Origin of the sequence: Janthinobacterium sp. GMG1 (assembly GCF_034427795.1) — a bacterium.
Classification (GTDB): domain Bacteria; phylum Pseudomonadota; class Gammaproteobacteria; order Burkholderiales; family Burkholderiaceae_D; genus Janthinobacterium.
On sequence record NZ_JAXQNT010000014.1, the window covers coordinates 117,670 to 133,199 of the forward strand.

At 57.2% G+C, this 15,530-nt stretch carries 18 protein-coding genes, 1 tRNA gene and 1 pseudogene; 7 read left to right on the plus strand and 13 right to left on the minus strand.

The features are described 5' to 3' along the window. Nucleotides 1-154: 154 nt before the first annotated feature. From SJI03_RS26300 to SJI03_RS26310, 3 genes are all read left to right on the plus strand, one after another. Nucleotides 155-1,279, plus strand: a complete 1,125-nt coding sequence (locus SJI03_RS26300) for an EAL and HDOD domain-containing protein (RefSeq protein WP_322429155.1) — start codon at nt 155-157, stop codon at nt 1,277-1,279. 1 nt (nt 1,280) lies between these two features. Beyond that, nucleotides 1,281-3,326 carry a putative bifunctional diguanylate cyclase/phosphodiesterase gene (locus tag SJI03_RS26305; protein ID WP_322429156.1) on the plus strand — a complete coding sequence of 682 codons (2,046 nt, stop codon included), beginning with the start codon at nt 1,281-1,283 and terminating at the stop codon, nt 3,324-3,326. A 146-nt stretch (nt 3,327-3,472) separates the two neighbouring features. Continuing rightward, nucleotides 3,473-3,562, plus strand: a tRNA-Ser gene (locus SJI03_RS26310). Between the two features lie 129 nt (nt 3,563-3,691). On the opposite strand, the gene SJI03_RS26315 is transcribed toward SJI03_RS26310, so the two are convergent. From SJI03_RS26315 to SJI03_RS26370, 12 genes are all read right to left on the minus strand, one after another. Continuing rightward, nucleotides 3,692-4,750 carry a tyrosine-type recombinase/integrase gene (locus tag SJI03_RS26315; protein WP_322429157.1) on the minus strand — a complete coding sequence of 353 codons (1,059 nt, stop codon included), beginning with the start codon at nt 4,748-4,750 and terminating at the stop codon, nt 3,692-3,694. A gap of 18 nt (nt 4,751-4,768) precedes the next feature. Then, nucleotides 4,769-5,020 carry a DUF4224 domain-containing protein gene (locus SJI03_RS26320; RefSeq protein WP_046682344.1) on the minus strand — a complete coding sequence of 84 codons (252 nt, stop codon included), beginning with the start codon at nt 5,018-5,020 and terminating at the stop codon, nt 4,769-4,771. Between the two features lie 222 nt (nt 5,021-5,242). Then, entirely contained in the window at nt 5,243-6,277 is a 1,035-nt protein-coding gene (locus SJI03_RS26325; RefSeq protein ID WP_322429158.1) for a DNA cytosine methyltransferase, read from the minus strand. 10 nt (nt 6,278-6,287) lie between these two features. Further along, nucleotides 6,288-6,527, minus strand: a complete 240-nt coding sequence (locus tag SJI03_RS26330; RefSeq protein WP_322429159.1) for a hypothetical protein — start codon at nt 6,525-6,527, stop codon at nt 6,288-6,290. Beyond that, nucleotides 6,521-6,673 carry a hypothetical protein gene (locus SJI03_RS26335; RefSeq protein ID WP_175445254.1) on the minus strand — a complete coding sequence of 51 codons (153 nt, stop codon included), beginning with the start codon at nt 6,671-6,673 and terminating at the stop codon, nt 6,521-6,523. The genes SJI03_RS26330 and SJI03_RS26335 overlap by 7 nt, the downstream gene beginning before the upstream one ends. Beyond that, the gene (locus SJI03_RS26340) at nt 6,670-8,508 is read right to left on the minus strand and encodes a replication endonuclease (protein WP_322429160.1); all 1,839 of its coding nucleotides are present in this window, start codon (nt 8,506-8,508) and stop codon (nt 6,670-6,672) included. Before SJI03_RS26340 ends, SJI03_RS26335 begins: the two co-directional genes overlap by 4 nt. Then, the gene (locus SJI03_RS26345) at nt 8,498-8,851 is read right to left on the minus strand and encodes a hypothetical protein (RefSeq protein ID WP_322429161.1); all 354 of its coding nucleotides are present in this window, start codon (nt 8,849-8,851) and stop codon (nt 8,498-8,500) included. The genes SJI03_RS26340 and SJI03_RS26345 overlap by 11 nt, the downstream gene beginning before the upstream one ends. Before the next feature lie 101 nt (nt 8,852-8,952). Further along, nucleotides 8,953-9,354: a hypothetical protein gene (locus tag SJI03_RS26350; protein WP_322429162.1), complete on the minus strand. Its 402-nt coding sequence runs from the start codon at nt 9,352-9,354 to the stop codon at nt 8,953-8,955. Between the two features lie 120 nt (nt 9,355-9,474). Then, nucleotides 9,475-9,825, minus strand: a complete 351-nt coding sequence (locus tag SJI03_RS26355) for an ogr/Delta-like zinc finger family protein (protein ID WP_322429163.1) — start codon at nt 9,823-9,825, stop codon at nt 9,475-9,477. Next, entirely contained in the window at nt 9,735-9,923 is a 189-nt protein-coding gene (locus SJI03_RS26360; RefSeq protein ID WP_035820911.1) for a hypothetical protein, read from the minus strand. Before SJI03_RS26360 ends, SJI03_RS26355 begins: the two co-directional genes overlap by 91 nt. Nucleotides 9,924-9,960: 37 nt before the next feature. After that, nucleotides 9,961-10,164 (minus strand): hypothetical protein, encoded by a 204-nt coding sequence (locus tag SJI03_RS26365; protein ID WP_035820909.1) that lies wholly within the window; start codon nt 10,162-10,164, stop codon nt 9,961-9,963. A gap of 10 nt (nt 10,165-10,174) precedes the next feature. Beyond that, nucleotides 10,175-10,378, minus strand: a complete 204-nt coding sequence (locus SJI03_RS26370; RefSeq protein WP_322429164.1) for a hypothetical protein — start codon at nt 10,376-10,378, stop codon at nt 10,175-10,177. Between the two features lie 82 nt (nt 10,379-10,460). Here SJI03_RS26370 and SJI03_RS26375 point away from each other — a divergent pair, with 82 nt between their 5' ends. The 4 genes from SJI03_RS26375 (at nt 10,461) to SJI03_RS26390 (ending at nt 14,802) form a co-directional block, all read left to right on the plus strand. After that, nucleotides 10,461-10,904: a helix-turn-helix transcriptional regulator gene (locus SJI03_RS26375; protein ID WP_322429165.1), complete on the plus strand. Its 444-nt coding sequence runs from the start codon at nt 10,461-10,463 to the stop codon at nt 10,902-10,904. 104 nt (nt 10,905-11,008) lie between these two features. Then, a complete protein-coding gene (locus tag SJI03_RS26380; RefSeq protein WP_322429166.1) occupies nt 11,009-11,572 on the plus strand; it encodes a hypothetical protein in 564 nt (187 codons plus the stop codon). Nucleotides 11,573-11,662: 90 nt separating this feature from the next. Continuing rightward, nucleotides 11,663-12,061 (plus strand): hypothetical protein, encoded by a 399-nt coding sequence (locus SJI03_RS26385; protein WP_322429167.1) that lies wholly within the window; start codon nt 11,663-11,665, stop codon nt 12,059-12,061. A gap of 212 nt (nt 12,062-12,273) precedes the next feature. Continuing rightward, nucleotides 12,274-14,802: a KGGVGR-motif variant AAA ATPase gene (locus SJI03_RS26390; protein WP_322429168.1), complete on the plus strand. Its 2,529-nt coding sequence runs from the start codon at nt 12,274-12,276 to the stop codon at nt 14,800-14,802. 193 nt (nt 14,803-14,995) lie between these two features. On the opposite strand, the pseudogene SJI03_RS26395 reads toward SJI03_RS26390, so the two are convergent. Continuing rightward, a pseudogene (locus tag SJI03_RS26395) lies at nt 14,996-15,530 on the minus strand (phage late control D family protein); the annotation flags it as partial.

Genomic DNA, 15,530 nt, shown 5'->3' on the forward strand with positions numbered 1-15,530 from the left:
GATTCGGATAGAATGATTCTCGCTGTCGAGGGCATCCCTGTCGGGCCAGGGTTGCCAATGCTGGTCAGTTTATTTACTATGGCGCCCTACCCACACTGAGATACCGATGTCAGCGTCTGAATCAAACCTGTTTCCGTTGGTGGGATTACAAGCAGTGGCCAATGCTCATAACGAGTGGGTCGCTGTCACCTTGCATGTGCCGCAGGCCTCGACGGCGCCGCTGCTGGCGGCGCTGGCCGCCGCCGATGCGTATGCCTTCCTGGCGCCGCTCGACTGCATCATTCCCCTGGCCGACCCGCATGACGTGGACGAGGCCGTGCTGGCGCAACTGGCGCCGCAACGCACCATCTTCCGTTTGCCGGCCCATCTAGCCGGCGATAAACATATCCAGAAAAAGTGCCAGCAATGGCGCGATGCCGGCTATCGCCTCATCCTCGATGGGGCCGAAGCCGGTCCCGTGACGGCGGCGCAAGTCGACGCGCGCGCGCTGAGCTTTGACGCGTCCGGCCCACGCCCGGCCCTGCACCAGTTGCTGCCCCTGGCGGGGCCGCACCTGGCCTACAACATCGCCGACGCGGGGCAGTTTGTTGCCTTGCAAGAACTTGGCATCAGCTGGTTTGCCGGCGACTACGCCCTGCACCATGCGCGCCAGCAAAGCGAGCCGGAAGACGCCACGTCGCGGCGCCGCCTGCTGGCGCTGCTGGGTTTGCTGGCCCGCGATGCCGACGCGCACGAGCTGGAAGTGCCGCTCAAGCAAGATCCATCGCTCAGCTATCATTTATTGAAACTGGTCAATTCAGCCGCCTTTGGTTTCACGGCGCCGATTACCAGTTTCAGCCAGGCCATCACTTTGCTGGGCCGGCGCCAGCTGCAGCGCTGGCTGCAGCTGCTGCTGTATGCGCGGCAACAGGACGACGGCAAGATCCACGCGCTGCTGCCGCTGGCGGCCGTGCGCGCGGCGCAGATGGAAGCGCTGTGCCAGCTGCGCGGCGGCGACCGCGACGCGCAAGACCTGGCCTTCATGGCGGGTGTGTTCTCGCTGCTCGACGTCCTGCTGGGCATGCCGATGGAAGAGATCATCGCCACCCTGAACCTGGCGCCGGAAGTGAGCGTCGCCTTGCTCGAACGCAATGGCGAGCTGGGCACCTTGCTGGCGCTGGTCGAAAGCGCCACGCCGCCGCCCGAGGGCTTGCGCCGCGCCGGCATCGATGGAGAAACCTATTGGCGCAGCCTGCTGCAGGCCTACCAATGGGCGATCCAGGTCAGCCGGAACCTCTAGCATGACCCTGTTTCCGGTGTCGGATTTCCTTGGTGACAGCGCCGCCCTGTGCGACGCCGTCGTGCGTTTGCGCGGCCCCGCGCTGGTCGCTGAGCTGGGCCGTATCGCCAGCGCCGTGATGGCCAGCCCGCACGGCCAGTTCCTGCCCGCGGCCAGCGCCGATGGCGGCGCTCCGCCCGCGCCTTTCCCCCGCGATACGCCTGCCTTGCTGCAGGAAATCAGTTTCGATGGCCATTGCTTCGGCCATTACAGCGTGGCGGGACGCAGCCTGTACAGCGACGCCGACCGCCGCCACCTGGCCAGCCTGGCATCGCTGACTGCCGGCGTCTTGCAAGTGCATTCGCTGGCGCAACGTTCCACGCATGCCTATGCGCAAGTGGAAGCCTTGCTGGCGCAGCAGACGCAAATCCTCGACCAGTTGCACGAATCCGTGCTGACGATGGACTTGACGGGCTACATCACCAGCTGGAACAAGGGCGCCGAGCGCCTGTTCGGCTACACCTCGGTGGAAGCCGTGGGGCGCAACATCCTGTTCCTGTACGACGATGAAGACACGGGTTTCCACGACGCCTTCCTGGAGCAGGGAGGGCGCCTGATGGAGGTGCGCCGCCGAAAGAAGTCAGGCGAGATATTCTGGGCCAGCCTGTCCCTGTCGCCGCTGCAAGACCTGGACGACAAGCCCATCGGACTCATCGCCTACCTGACGGACATCACCGAGCGCAAGCTGGCCGAAGAGCGCTTGCACCACCTGGCCTATTACGACCCGCTGACCAGCCTGCCCAATCGCACCCTGCTGGCCAAGCTGGTCGACCAGGCCCTCTCCGTGGCGCAGCGCAGCAAGATGCTCGGCTGCGTGCTGTTCATCGACCTGAACCGCTTTAAACTGATCAACGACACCCTGGGCCGGCGCATCGGCGACGAACTGCTGCGGCAAGTGTCGCTGCGTTTCCGCCATGCCTTGCGCGACCAGGACCTGGTGGCGCGCCTGGGCGGCGACGAGTTCGCCGTCGGCCTGTTCGACATCGGCCAGCATTTCGAGGCCAGCATGGTGGCGCAAAAGCTGCTCGCTTCCCTGGTGGAACCGTTTTTGATCGAAGGCCACGACTTGCGCGTGGGCGCCAGCATCGGTATCAGCGTGTATCCGCAAGACGGGCAGGATGCGGAAACCCTGCTGCGCCTGGCCGACATCGCCATGTACCGTGCCAAGCAGGATAGCGGCGGCGAAGCGGAAAGCGTGGCCTTCTACAGCCAGGACATGAACCTCGGCATGCAGGCGCGCATGCGCCTGGAAACCGGCTTGCGCCAGGCTTTGTCCGAGCAGCAACTGTTGCTGCACTACCAGCCGAAATACGCGCTGGGCAGCGGGCGCATCATCGGCGCCGAAGCGCTGGTGCGCTGGCACCACCCGCAGCACGGCATGATCCCGCCGGCCGAGTTCATCCCCCTGGCCGAATCGACGGGCCTGGTGGTGCAGGTGGGCGAATGGGTGCTGGAAGCGGCCTGCGCCCAGGCGCAGGCGTGGAAACTGGCCGGCCTGCCGCCGATCCGCCTGGCCGTCAACGTCTCCGCCCGCGAATTCACGGCAGCCTTGCCCGCCAGGGTGGCGGCGACCCTGTCCCGCTACGGCCTGGAAGCGGCCTGGCTGGAGCTGGAAATCACGGAAAGCACCCTGATGCACAACATCGAGAGAGTCATCGGCATCATGGACCGCATCACGGCCTTGGGCGTGGCCCTGTCGCTGGACGACTTCGGCACCGGTTATTCCAGCCTGTCCTATTTGAAACGCTTCCCCATCGACACGTTAAAAATCGACAGGTCCTTCACCACCGGCATCCCGACCGACGCCAGCGACTGCGCCATCGCCAGCACCATCATCAGCATCGCCCAGCAACTGCACCATAAAGTGATCGCGGAAGGCGTGGAAACGGCCGAGCAACTGGCCTTCCTGAAGAGTTCGGGCTGCGACGAAGTGCAAGGCTATCTGTTCTCGCGCCCGTTGCCAGCGGTGGAGTTCGAGAAGGCGCTGCGGGAAAATTGGGGTCTGTAGGCTTAGCTTTGATGTGTCAGCGCAGATATTGAAGCGACAGGCGAAGAGCCGTGGGTGTTCTCCTGTCCTCTTCGCTGGGGGAAATAAGGCCACGGGAGTGCTAGCCATTGGTAAGGCACTGACCTTTATGTATAATGCTGCCATCTGGAAGCGTGGCCGAGTGGTTGAAGGCACTAGTCTTGAAAACTAGCGACGGGTTACACTGTTCGTGAGTTCGAATCTCACCGCTTCCGCCAGAAATATGAAAATAAGCCCTTGATTATCAAGGGCTTATTTTTTTTGTGCCTTCGCCTAAAAAATCCCTGATGTAAAACTTCATTTTCAACTTAGCGCTAATTTGCGGAAATGGTTTCCGCAACTCGCCGCTAGCGGGTAGGGCGGACAGCCTGGCCAATGCGCCGATAGACCTTTTCCGTGATAACTTTTTCACTATGCCCCAGCAGAGAGCTGGCGGCGCCCAGGTCGGCAATGTCGCTGGCGGAGCGCGCCCGGATATCGCGGAACTGGAAGGCCTTGATGCGGCTGGCCAGCTCCTCGTCTCCAGCTTTTAGCGCCAGTTCCGCTGCAGCTTTCCGGGCGCCATCGAAGCGCAGGCGCAAATGCCACTTCTTGACCTGGCAACCATTCGGCAGCGCGACGATGAAGGTGGTGCGCGGCCGGTGCGGGCGCGCGTGGATGCGCTCGATGACCTTCGCCAGTTCGGACTTGATGCCGTCGTGCTCGAGCACGATGCGCAGCAGCTTGTTGCTCTTGCCCTGGCGCACCTGCAGCGCCCCGTCCTTCAAATCGCCGTCGCGCATCTTGAGCACGTCCGCAGGCCGCTGGCCGGTCAGGTAGTTCAGGTCCATGGCGTCCTGCAGCTCTTCACAGCCGGCGTTCCGTACCGCATCCCACACGGCCTTGTCGGCATAGAAGTCGCGCGGCACCTCCTTATTTTTGCGCACGCCCCTGCATGGGTTCTCGCGCTTCGTGTAGCCCCATTCCCTTGCCATATTGAACACGTGCGACAGCAGCGCGATTTCGCGGTTGGCGCGCACCTTGGCGCTTCGCGCGTCGCGGTAGCGGGCAATGTCCTGTGGCGTGATGGCGTCGATAGGCGCGCTGTCGAAGACCGGGCGCAGCTGGCTCAACGAGCTGGAGTTCTCGCGTTGCGTGCTTGGCGCCTTGCCTGGCAGGATGTCGCGCACGTACTGCGCAAACACGTATTCCATGAGCGTGGCGTCGGTCGGGACTGGCTTGCACTCGTATTCTGCCCACAGGCGCTTGGCCTCGACCAAATCCGTGCCCAGCGGGTATTCCTTCCGGTTCCCGGCGTCGTCCCGGCCGTTGTAGTAGTAGCCGGTCCATGTTTCGCCCGATTTCAGCTTACGCACGCGGCGCAGCATGCGCGGCGGCAGTTTGTAGCCAGTGCTCTTAGGTCGCATCGTTTTCTTTCTTTTCTATTAACGTACTTTGGACAGGTCCGGCGCCCAGGCCGGCGTGCTTACCAGGCTGGCAGGATTGATGCCGCTCAAGCGCAACCTGGCGTACAGGCGCCCAATGATGGGCGCGCCGGCGCGGTTCTTGATGAAGGTCCAACCGTTCTGCTGCAGCCATTTGATCTGATCCACTTTCCGGCAGCAGCCTGAAATGGTTTCCAGTTCTTCCGCAGTCAGGGTTTCGGACTGGATCGAATTGTCAAAAAGGTTATTCATTGGATGCCGCTTTCTTTGTGGCCGGGCTGCATGCTTGGCATTTGTTCGTGGCCAAGGCGAACGCTTCGGCCTCCGTGTACTGCGGTACTTCTGCGCCTGGCTTGCGGTAGTCGCGCAGCCTGCAAAATTCGGTGTACTTGTTCACCTCTTTAACTTGTGATTCGCTTGGCCGATTAACTCGTTGGCTATTGCTGTTGCCGCTTGCATTGGTTCTTTCGTGGATCAAGTCGCCTCCGTCATCGATTCGATAAAGATGCGCGCTTGCTCCGCGTTGATCGCGTTGCCATAGGCGCGCAGGCGTCCCACTCGGGAGGGAGCCCCATGAGCCAACGGGAATGTGCCGGGTTCAACTGGCCGCCACTTTCCATCCCTGCAATGGAGCCAGTCAGCATCTCTCCAGATGCCGTTAGTCGGGCCGCGCAGGTGCTCGTCAATGGCACCATCTCCGTCAGGTAACCGCTCGTCCGATTGGTCGCTACGCGGCTGGGCCGAAGTCCCGTCCTGTCGATCACGTCCAGCGTATTGGGCGTCGGCCAGCCCGAAAACAGTGCCGCATGATTGAGCGTTATGTTCTGCGTGGTGAAGTTCTGGCTTGGCGTGCGCACCGAGTCCGTGCGGGTTGGCGTCGGCCAGCCGCACAAGTACGCCTGCCTGGGTAACTGATCCACCCGATCCTTTCCATCCCGTTGCGCCACCATTCCCGGCGTGTCCTTCCAGTCCCGAGCCGCTGGCGTTACCCACCCAGTAGGTGCGGTCCCGGATATGCGGAGCACCGACGCCCGCAGACGGGAACGCAAGCGCCCCGAAGGCATAGCCCAGGGCTTCCATGTCAGTTTGTACAAGGTCGAGCCAAGTATCTGCGTCCTTACTCGCAACCTGCTCTCCAAGGATGACTGGAGGCTGGAGCTTCTGCCGGCGACACCATTCAGCGTGCTCGCGGATGAGGTGGTGGAATGCTGGCCACAGGTGCCGCTCGTCAGCGAACCCAGCGCCGCCGCCTGCCGAGCTGAAAGGCTGGCACGGGCACGAGCCTGTCCAGATTCGTCGCGAATCGTTCCATCCTGCGCGACGAAGAGCATAGGACCAAACTCCAACGCCAGCGAAAAAGTGGCATTGCGTGTAGCCGACGAGCTCGTCGGGACAAATATCTTCGATCGATCGTTCATCAACAATTCCCGGCGCTATGTGGCCGGCCTTTATCAGGTTGCGCAGCCAAGCGGCTGCGTATGGGTCAATTTCGTTGTAAAAAGCGCTCACCGGGATAGTCTCAGCTTGCGAGTTCCGCACGCGGCGCAGCAGCGCTTGCAGACTGCAGCGCGGCAAGGGGCACCGCACGGAACATGCCCGGCCACTGGTGGTCCAGTTCCACCCAAGCGTGCAGCTCGCCATTGCCCACGTCACGGCGCAGGTCGTTGACGGTGCCGGCCTGGCAGCCTTCGTCGGTATCGAAGGTCACGCGGTCGCCTAGGGCGATTTGCCGCGGTGAATCGATCAGGGTGCTCAGCATTGCGGTGCTCCTTTCAGTTTGGCGGTAACGCCGCACACGCCGTAGCGGTCGATGGCAGCGTCGATTACGTCGCCGCTGGACGCGGCATCATCAAAAAACTCAAAGCGTTCGGTTTGGGTGCGAACGATCACGGCAAAGGTTTTCATGTGGTAGCTCCTTCATGCGATGGGTTGTCGTGGACGATCAGCCGGGGATACGGGCAGGCGTTGACGGCCGCCCAGGCGGTAATCACTGCTGTTTTTGCCTCGTTCGACAGGTTCGGCACGGGCGCCGCTGGCGGCGTGGCCGGGGTAGGGCGGTCGGGGTGCGTACAGTTATTTACACGAGTCCGAGGAACGGCAACCCCAACAGCCACCGCGCGAGCGCCTGTGGCCTGTACCGGCGTCCACGTATGGCGCACGGACTTGAAGACCACGCCGATGAGGTCGCTGCAGCGCACGCCGTAAGGCGTGATGCGTTGCGTTTCGCCGTAGCGGCCGATGACGGTTTTTTCGTCCTTGGCCAGCGTGACGACCAGTTCCTTGCGCGGCACCAGGGCGCCGCCCTGGGCGCGCAGGTATTCGGCCCAGCAGGCGCGCTTTTCGCCGTCAATCTTTTGCACGGCATTCCAGGCGCGGCGCATGGCGGCCGGCGCTTCATTGACCATGCTTTCCTCGATGCGGCGCAGTTCGCGCCACACGGTGACGGGCGCGCCGCCCCATTGCTGGAATTGACGGATGCCCCAGCACGCGGCCCAGGACTCGACGCGCGCCGATGGTGTCAGCTCGACATCGCCTTCGGTATCGGCTGTGACGACATAGCCTTCTTTCGTCTTGTGCTCGGCCACGCCGTCGATGTTCTTGGCGACGTACTTGGCGATGTAGCCGGCGGCGCTGCCCTTGGCCCAGTCGATGCGTTTGACGTCCAGGCGGCGCGCGAAGGCGCCCGGTTCACCACGGTCCACGCGCCAGGCGTAGCGTTTCATGATGCGGATGGCGCGGCCGGCCACGTCCTGCAGGTGCGCCGTCTTGTATTTCGCGGTTGGGCGCACGAACAGCAGCAAATGCCAGTGCGGGCAGCCATCGTGGTGCGGCTCGGCGATGCGAAAGCCGTACAGGCCGATGCCCCGGCGCGCCAGCGCGGAGCGGCACAGCGACGTCATCTTGCCCAGGTAAGCATTCGCCTCGCGCGGCGTCGAGCCGTCGAACTTGTCGTTTGCCTTGCCGCTGTGCTGCATGGCGTGGAAGCGCGACGGGCACGTCCAGGTGATAAAAATGCCCTGGTCACCGCTCTCGCGGGCGATCTGTTCAAAGCCGTTGATGCGCAACATCAGCTCGCCGCGCCGGATGGCCTTGTTGGCGGTGGTTTTCTCGGCCAGCTCGGCAATGCTGAATTGCTGGCCATTCTCGTTCTGCACCAGGGTGGCGGCCAGCGCTGCCGCGTTGCGGCGGTTTTGTGCCAGGCGCGACAGCACGGCGTCGTTGCTGGCGTAGGGTTCGCCGCGATAGTTCACATAGCCCAGGCGGATGTTGCCCGCTTCAAAGGCGCGCTTGACCCGCTTGCGCAACTGGCGGCGCCACCAGCGGGCGTCCACCAGGCGGGCGATGGTGTCGGTCAGCGCATCGAACTCGGGCAGCTCGATGCCATACGAGGCGCATTCGTCTTCCATGATCTGCAGGGCGTGCGTGTCGGACACGGCCATCCACAGCATTTTGGTCACGCCGGCCGCCGCACGTTCGGCGGTGGCCACGATGTCGGCGTCGCTTTGCGATAGGTCGACGCCGGCTGGCACGTACTGTTCGGCGAATTCGCGCACAAAGCTGGTGGCGACGGATTCATACACTTTGTACCAGGACGACCAGGCCATCTTGGCCAGGGCGGCCGTGATGACACGGTTGCGCCATTTGTAGGGGATGCGGGCCAGCTCGGGCGCGAACTGGGCGGATCGTAAGAAGGCTTCGTGACGCTGGGCGTCAGGCAGCAGGATTTGTTTAGATTGCATTCAACAGTCTTTCGTACACACGGATAGCGGCAGAGGTGGCGGCGCGCAGCTCGATGCGCTCTTCTTCGGTAAAGGAGTGGATGGGCGATTCCCAGCGGTCGGCGTCCATGCCGGCGGCGATCAGCACGGAGCGGCGCGCGCCACGCGGCGACAATCCCCAGGCCTGGGCCATGAAGGGCGCCAGGTTGCGCGGCTTGATGCTGCGTAGCTGGGCTTTGGCTTCGGCGATGGCGGCCAGCGCATGCCCGGCGCCTGGTGGCGTCGGCATGTCCTTGTCGCGCGCGGCCAGAATCTCGGTGGCAGGCTGGAACGATAGGTGATTGTCGATAAGGGACGCCGGCATGGTTCAGTCCTTGATGAAGCCAATGGCCCGCAGCACGCCGGGGGTAATGACGATCAGGAGCGACAGCAGCCAGATGCCGCAGGTTTTGGCCAGGCGCAGCATCAGCGTGCCCCTGGCTTGAGAAAATGTTCGGCCCAGTACGGGAGCGTGTGCGATGCGCCGCAGCAGTGCCGGGAACCCGCTTCGTTGGCGAAAATGTAGTTCACCTCGATGGGCAGCTTGCCGACCAGGGCGCGTTGCTTGGCTGGCGCGAAAAAGCCGTCACGCTCCAGTGCCTGCGCATCGCTGACGATGAAGGTCAGATTGGCAGCACCGTAGGCGTGATAGGTCTTGGCAATCTCATGGATGCGGGCGGTCAGCGCCGCGATGCCGATGCCCGCACTGGCTTGCAGCAGAAAACACGTTGGCGCCACGGGGACAATGCAATTTTGCAAGGCGGGGCGGATCGTGCTCGGTGCCATGGATTTGTCGGCATGACTGGTGGAGTGCAGCGTGTTTTCCATCGGTTTTCCTTATTTCAGGTTGAACGAATCCCGCGCGCTCAAAAGGGAGCGCTGCAGGGCACAGCAAACGAGGGGAGTTACGGCGGCCGGGCTACGGCGGCGCGAGGATCGAGATAGTCATCAGCAGCCCGCAGTCAGGTCAAGGGCCAGCTGGCTGGTGGCCGCCGTGCGCGCGTGCTGTGACATCGGGATGCGGATATCCGGCTTGGGCATGGCGGACAGCGAGAGGGTGCGCAGCACTTCCAGGCCTGCCACGAAGGAGTGCCCGCAGTCCGGGTTCTGGCACATGTAGGTGATTTCTTTGAACATGGCAGACATCGTGCGGCTTTTGACGGCGCGGACGGTGTATTCGCAATGCGGGCAGGGCAGGCCGATGACTCTCATTTCAGCTTTCTTTCCACTTGGTACAGGGCGCGACCGCGACCTGTCATGTTTTTCGACTGCTTGCGTAAGCGCGACTTGACGAGCCATTCGGCCGCCTGATCGATACTTGCCAGCCCCTGGCGCTGGCGCACGAGTTCCAGCACCGCGCGCTCTTCGTCATTGAGGTTAATTTGATGGTCTGGCATTTTCTGTAACTTTAGAGTTGCTCAAAAGTGACTCGGTTTAAACGCTGCGACGCTGTACGCTGTCGATAGTGGCGTCATCCAAGGCGATCACGGCCAGGGCTTCACGCATCACGATCTGGCGCACCAGCACCGCAAGCTCTTCGCCCTGGTAGTTGGCGATCGAGGAAACGAGCTGGTGCTCGTAATCGTCCAGGCGCAGCATGACGCGGTGGCTGCGGATACGTTTTGCATCGGGGTACATGACGTTGTCCTTAGTGGGTGGGTTTGGAGGCGAGTTCGCGCTTGTAGTCGGCGAGGCCGCGCAGGATCAGAAAGCGAAGAAACCAAGCCCTGGAGCGTTCAAGTTTCTCTGCGTAGCCCTCGACCTCGTCCACCTCATTAGGCGTCAGGCGGACGCCGAGTGGTCGAGAGGTCACGCCCTTCGCAGTACGTCCGACTTTTGACAAATTATTCATAATGTTATGATCTGTAATCGCTACGGAATGGCGTAACTATAGCTCTCAAATGAGAGCATTGTAAAGAGAATTTTGAGCACAAATGAGATCAATTGGTGAAATACTAAAAGAAGAGCGTCAGCGGTTGGGCATGAATCAGGAAGATTTCGCTGCCGTTGCGGGACTAAAACGACGCGCGCAGACGCTGTATGAGCAGAACGAACGTGCGCCGGATGCGCTTTACTTACGAGCGCTTGCTGGGGTCGGGGTCGATGTCCATTACATACTCACGGGTGAGAGGGGGCAATCAGCCGTTACCTTGGATGAAAAGGAACTGTTGGATGGCTATAGAAGTATGGACGTTCGCGGGAAAGCCGGCGTACTTGGGATGATCGGTGGCATGCGCTCGCCAACGTCCCAGCCATCCCAAGCGGGGACTATCCCAAATGTTGAAACCCATGGAAAGATTGGGCAAAATTTTGTTGGGAATATCATTGGTCCGCAGACTTTTAATGTGAGCGGGAACGGGCGAAAAAAGGAAAAATAGCAATAGAACGATTGATCTTCTTATGCTTATTATAAACGCTGCCTGTTTTCTTTGCATGAATGCATGTGAAAGCACGAATTCAAATCCTGTAAAAATACACTTAGATGAATAAAAAAACAATTCTCGGAATGGTTGGAGTTATTGTGCTAGGTGCGCTAGGCTCAGCACTTTGGGATTTCTCAAAGCCTGTACTGTCTTCGCTCATTGCTTCAATTGCGAACTTTTCGACACTAGGTTTTGAATCACTTCGCGATGGCTTCTATGCAAATGCTGCGCGTTCATTAGGAAGACCGGTTGGGATCGGATACGCTATAACGCTAATTTTGTCTATGGTTTCACTCTTTTTGGGAGCAGTCTTTCATGTACTCTCATTATCTGAAACTGAAAAATCGAAGATGACGATGATTGCAAGGAGTTACATGATGATGTGTTTCATTATAGCAATTATTTCTTTCGCGCAATTGTCACAGCGTACTTATGTAATGCAACTTGCAAATTATTATGAAATTTTGGAGGTTCGGGCATCGCCATTTATGTCTGAGTTAGAAATCAAGAAAACTCGTGCTCTGTTTTCCCAAGTCCAGACAAAAATAGATTTCTTGAACGTCACTGAAACACTTGCAAACAAACTTCGCATAGCTGGTGAAAGTCTGCCGAAAGCACCATGAATTTATAAAAAATCGTCATAATGGTTTTCATTGTAATCATAAATTTTACAAATCCCGTTCTTTTTAAGGTTAGTTGTGATTGATCCTCCTATGGCAGCACTGCGCCGGCGAGCTAAAGAGTTACATGCTTCAGCTCGTCGAGAGATACTGAAAGATCAAGATTCTGGCGCGTTACTTTTATTTTATGCTGCAGAGTGTGCACTTAAAGCGACTTACATGCATCGAAACAATCTAAAAAATACGGCGGATGCACGCGGGAGTGCAGTTGCTGCGCGTACTTTTTTGCATAATCTAATGTATCTAGTTCAATCTTTAAATATTCCGCGCGCAAGTCTTAAACAAGCCCCACCAAGGGTGTTGTCGCGCTCGGGCCTTGCGATAGATGTACCCTCACTTCATCAAGCGTGGCGTTATGGCGAGAAAGTGGATGACACCACTTTGATATGCGAGTGGCTTATTTCTATTATTAAATGGTGCGAGATTAACTAATGAGTATAATAAATCAATCCCCAATGACGTGGATGGACGTAGCTAGGCGTTTGGCATGCATTCCATTAGTCGATGGTTTACTTCCGTCTAATCTTATTCGTGCCAGAGTCAGTTGGTATGGCATTTCATTGGAGGCGACTAGTTCAATACCGCTACCGATATTGGTAAATTGGTTGGAGGGGCTTTTCCCCGCACGAGTTCGAGAAAAACCATTGAGGATTGAACTTGAAGGTGCAACTCAAGGCGTTGAATTGCCAATTGAATTAGAGATAGTCGAAGATCAAGATAATTTTCGTCAGTCTTTCGGCATCATTGATGGTGTTATCGAGTTTAGAACAAAAACGCTTACTAAAAATATTAGGCCGACTCCCGTTGTCGCAGCTTTAAGTGTTAAAGGAGGAACGGGGCGTACAACTACAGCGATTGCATTTGCACTACGCTGGGCCGCCTCTGCAAACAAGCCTGTTCTCCTAGTTGACGGTGACCTTGAGGCTCCAGGGATTAGTTACCTATTTCAAAGTTTTGCTGGAACTCCAAAGATTTCGTTGGAGGACGTTATCACGCTGGCACACTCAGAAAGCGAAGCTGAGGCTCCGGAAACAATTAGTTTCGTTTCAGAGCGATTGCGTGATCACCTTATTGCCGGAAATTTATTTGTTCTACCTCTGCGAAGAGAAATAGAAGAACTCGCGAGTTCATCTATACGTCCAGAACATTTGTCGACGCCTACCAGCCCATTTGCGCTGGCAGATATACTTTCACGAATAGCTCAAAAATTGGGCTGCGCTGGAGTAGTTATTGATGTGCGAGCGGGGTTGGTTCCGCTTGGTGTTAATTTGGCCATGGATCCCCAAGTTTCACCAATAATTGTCAGTACACTTGCGGATCAGTCTATACGCGCAACGGCAGGTTTCGTGCGTTTCTTGTCTAGAGAAATTCGCCGCTCGGGCGAAATTCTGCGTCGCCCTTTATTAGTTATTAATCGTGTCCCGGCCGTCTTTAAACAAAGCGGAATGGATAAAATATTGATTGAACCCCTTGTTTCGGACTTGCTATCAAGTTTGGTTTCAGATCAGGCGGATAATATTACTGCATCGCAGAGTATTTACGATAATTTGACAGAGTTGGACCCATTTTTGCAAGTGGAAGTACCTGAATTACCTGATATTCAAGTGCCATCTGCTGAGTGGGGTAATTTTGTAGAGCAGATTTCTGGAAGTGGATTTACTAGAATTGTTGGGCCTGGTATGGACCAGTGGATTGCGTCTGAACTTGAAACGAATACTCCTTTGTGTTTGCCAAGTATTCCTGTGTCCGTTGCTCCTGAACGGCGATCAGGACGTGATCAATTGGCAAAGTACGCCAGCCAACTCATTGCCGCAGAAAATGCTCAAGGAAAGGTACCTAAACCTTTAGTTACACAGCCTTTAGCGGCAATGGCTCAACGTTTTCAGTCGGAGGTACCTATTGCTGTCAGTGAAGGAGCAAAAGGTACAGGTAAAACACTCGCGGCTAGGTATTTGATATCGCAAAGTGTATGGTCAAGTGCGGTAAATTCGTTGATAGGAGCCCAAGGCGCCGTTCCTGCATATATTGTTCCTGTTTGTGCTTCAGTCCAATCGAGTGGTATTTTTCAGATTGAGGCAGATTCTGCTAGAAATATAGCGGCGCAAGCATTTGGATTTTCTTCTCCAGTAAATGTTCATGAAACGACCGCGTGGCTGAAAGAGCAAATTGGTCAATCTCATAGCGAGAAGGTATGGGTAGGTATTTGGCTTGATGTAATTGCTTGGAGCGTTGGATTTAGACCGAAAGTTAGCGGCGCTGGAGAAGAACTATTCGACGCATTAAAAAATGTAGGAATGTCGATGGTTGCAGTAATAGAAGGACTTGAGGAACTCTATATATCTGTTACGGATCCGGGGGTTGAAGCCGCAATGAGAGCAGCTCTTGTTTCACTCCCGCAACGACTTAGATCCGAGAGTCGCCGTCCGGTAGGCGCACTAATATTTGTTCGGCGAGACACGGTCGAAGCAGCTATCAAACAGAATCTCGACCAGTATCGACGGGAATATGCTTCATTCGCCTTATCATGGACGGAGGATGATGTTCTGGAGCTGGCGGCGTGGCTTGCTACACAGTCAGGGGCACTTCCAAATCTTTGGGATGCTAAATTTAGTACGTTACTCTTGCAAGAAAAGACTCTTAAATTAGAGTCGCTGTGGGGGAAAAAGCTTGGCCCAGACGACATTGCAGGGAAGCGTACTCGTGAAGCGTATACAGCGACGTGGATAGTTGCTGTGTTATCAGATTTGAGGGGGCGGCTCGTTCCTCGAGATTTGGTCCGCTTACTTGCAAATGCGGCCACTGCAGTTCCGGAGGGTGATGAAATTAGTGCATATGGTACCCGCTTGCTAATTCCGAGAGCTTTGAAAAATGCTATTGAACCGACCAGTAATGCCAAAGTTGCAGAAGCTGAGGAAGAAATTTCAGAGCTTAAGCCAATTTTCGCTAAATTCCGTCTGAAAAAAGACGAAATTGTTGCGCCTTTGAGTAAAGATGCTTTAGAGGAAATAGGTATTAGCGATCCAGAGGTAGACGTGCTCATTAGGCAGGGAATCGTATTTGGAGAAACTTCGCCCTATGAAGTCTCTGAACTGTATCGACGAGGATTAGGCCTCCGGCATATTGGTGCACGGCGAAGCGTAGTGAATCTATATCGTCGTGCTCGGCAGCGTTAATTTTTATACTTTGCAAGTAATAGTATGTGCTAATGGTACGTCTTCATATGCAAAATATGTATTAATTCCAATCCAGGAATGACCGTATTCGTTAATTTTTCGAAAAGTTGCCGCTTGAAAGTTGAGCGGCAACGTCAAAGCGAAGCTTCTGTGCAGCGCCATTCAAGTAGCGCTCATAATTTATAAAAAAAGTTCATTTCGTTTTGTTACTATTATTACTTCCCGTCTGCTTAGGTTTCCGAGGTTCCTCACTGTTTTCGCGGATAATATCCCGCACCTCGTCAATACGCTTCCACGCATGCAGCGCCGCCCTTTTTGCGGCCTGCTTGCTTTTGTAGGTGTGCTCCAGCGTCTTGAGCGTGCCAGCGGCACCAGCTTGCTCTTGCCCCGCCTTTTTCTTCTTCGCCGCCACGTCCTTCCACTTGGCCACCACGCCCGTGATGCCTTCGTCCGGGTCTTTCTCTTCCTCGCGTTCGGCCTCCACCGCTTCCGTTTTCGTCTCAAATTCCACACGCGTGGTAAATCCGTTGCCGCCCAGGCTGTGCGTGACCTTGACCGATAGCCACTCGGTGGCGTCGATCTCGGGCTTGAAGCCTGTCACCGTCACGGGCGATTGCGGGAACACGGCCGGGTTGCCCAGGGCCAGGCTCATTTCGAAGGTGGCCAGGCCGCGCAGGATGCGCTGCCATTCCGCCACGGCCGCCGCGCGCGCGTCGGTTTCGTTGGCG

Bases quoted from the DNA above. Each gene is read 5' to 3' on its own strand.
- SJI03_RS26305 (WP_322429156.1), top strand. From the start codon at position 1,281: ATGACCCTGTTTCCGGTGTCGGATTTCCTTGGTGACAGCGCCGCCCTG.
- SJI03_RS26315 (WP_322429157.1), bottom strand. From the start codon at position 4,750: ATGCGACCTAAGAGCACTGGCTACAAACTGCCGCCGCGCATGCTGCGC.
- SJI03_RS26320 (WP_046682344.1), bottom strand. From the start codon at position 5,020: ATGAATAACCTTTTTGACAATTCGATCCAGTCCGAAACCCTGACTGCG.
- SJI03_RS26330 (WP_322429159.1), bottom strand. From the start codon at position 6,527: ATGCTGAGCACCCTGATCGATTCACCGCGGCAAATCGCCCTAGGCGAC.
- SJI03_RS26335 (WP_175445254.1), bottom strand. From the start codon at position 6,673: ATGAAAACCTTTGCCGTGATCGTTCGCACCCAAACCGAACGCTTTGAG.
- SJI03_RS26340 (WP_322429160.1), bottom strand. From the start codon at position 8,508: ATGCAATCTAAACAAATCCTGCTGCCTGACGCCCAGCGTCACGAAGCC.
- SJI03_RS26345 (WP_322429161.1), bottom strand. From the start codon at position 8,851: ATGCCGGCGTCCCTTATCGACAATCACCTATCGTTCCAGCCTGCCACC.
- SJI03_RS26350 (WP_322429162.1), bottom strand. From the start codon at position 9,354: ATGGAAAACACGCTGCACTCCACCAGTCATGCCGACAAATCCATGGCA.
- SJI03_RS26355 (WP_322429163.1), bottom strand. From the start codon at position 9,825: ATGGCTCGTCAAGTCGCGCTTACGCAAGCAGTCGAAAAACATGACAGG.
- SJI03_RS26360 (WP_035820911.1), bottom strand. From the start codon at position 9,923: ATGCCAGACCATCAAATTAACCTCAATGACGAAGAGCGCGCGGTGCTG.
- SJI03_RS26365 (WP_035820909.1), bottom strand. From the start codon at position 10,164: ATGTACCCCGATGCAAAACGTATCCGCAGCCACCGCGTCATGCTGCGC.
- SJI03_RS26370 (WP_322429164.1), bottom strand. From the start codon at position 10,378: ATGAATAATTTGTCAAAAGTCGGACGTACTGCGAAGGGCGTGACCTCT.
- SJI03_RS26375 (WP_322429165.1), top strand. From the start codon at position 10,461: ATGAGATCAATTGGTGAAATACTAAAAGAAGAGCGTCAGCGGTTGGGC.
- SJI03_RS26380 (WP_322429166.1), top strand. From the start codon at position 11,009: ATGAATAAAAAAACAATTCTCGGAATGGTTGGAGTTATTGTGCTAGGT.
- SJI03_RS26385 (WP_322429167.1), top strand. From the start codon at position 11,663: ATGGCAGCACTGCGCCGGCGAGCTAAAGAGTTACATGCTTCAGCTCGT.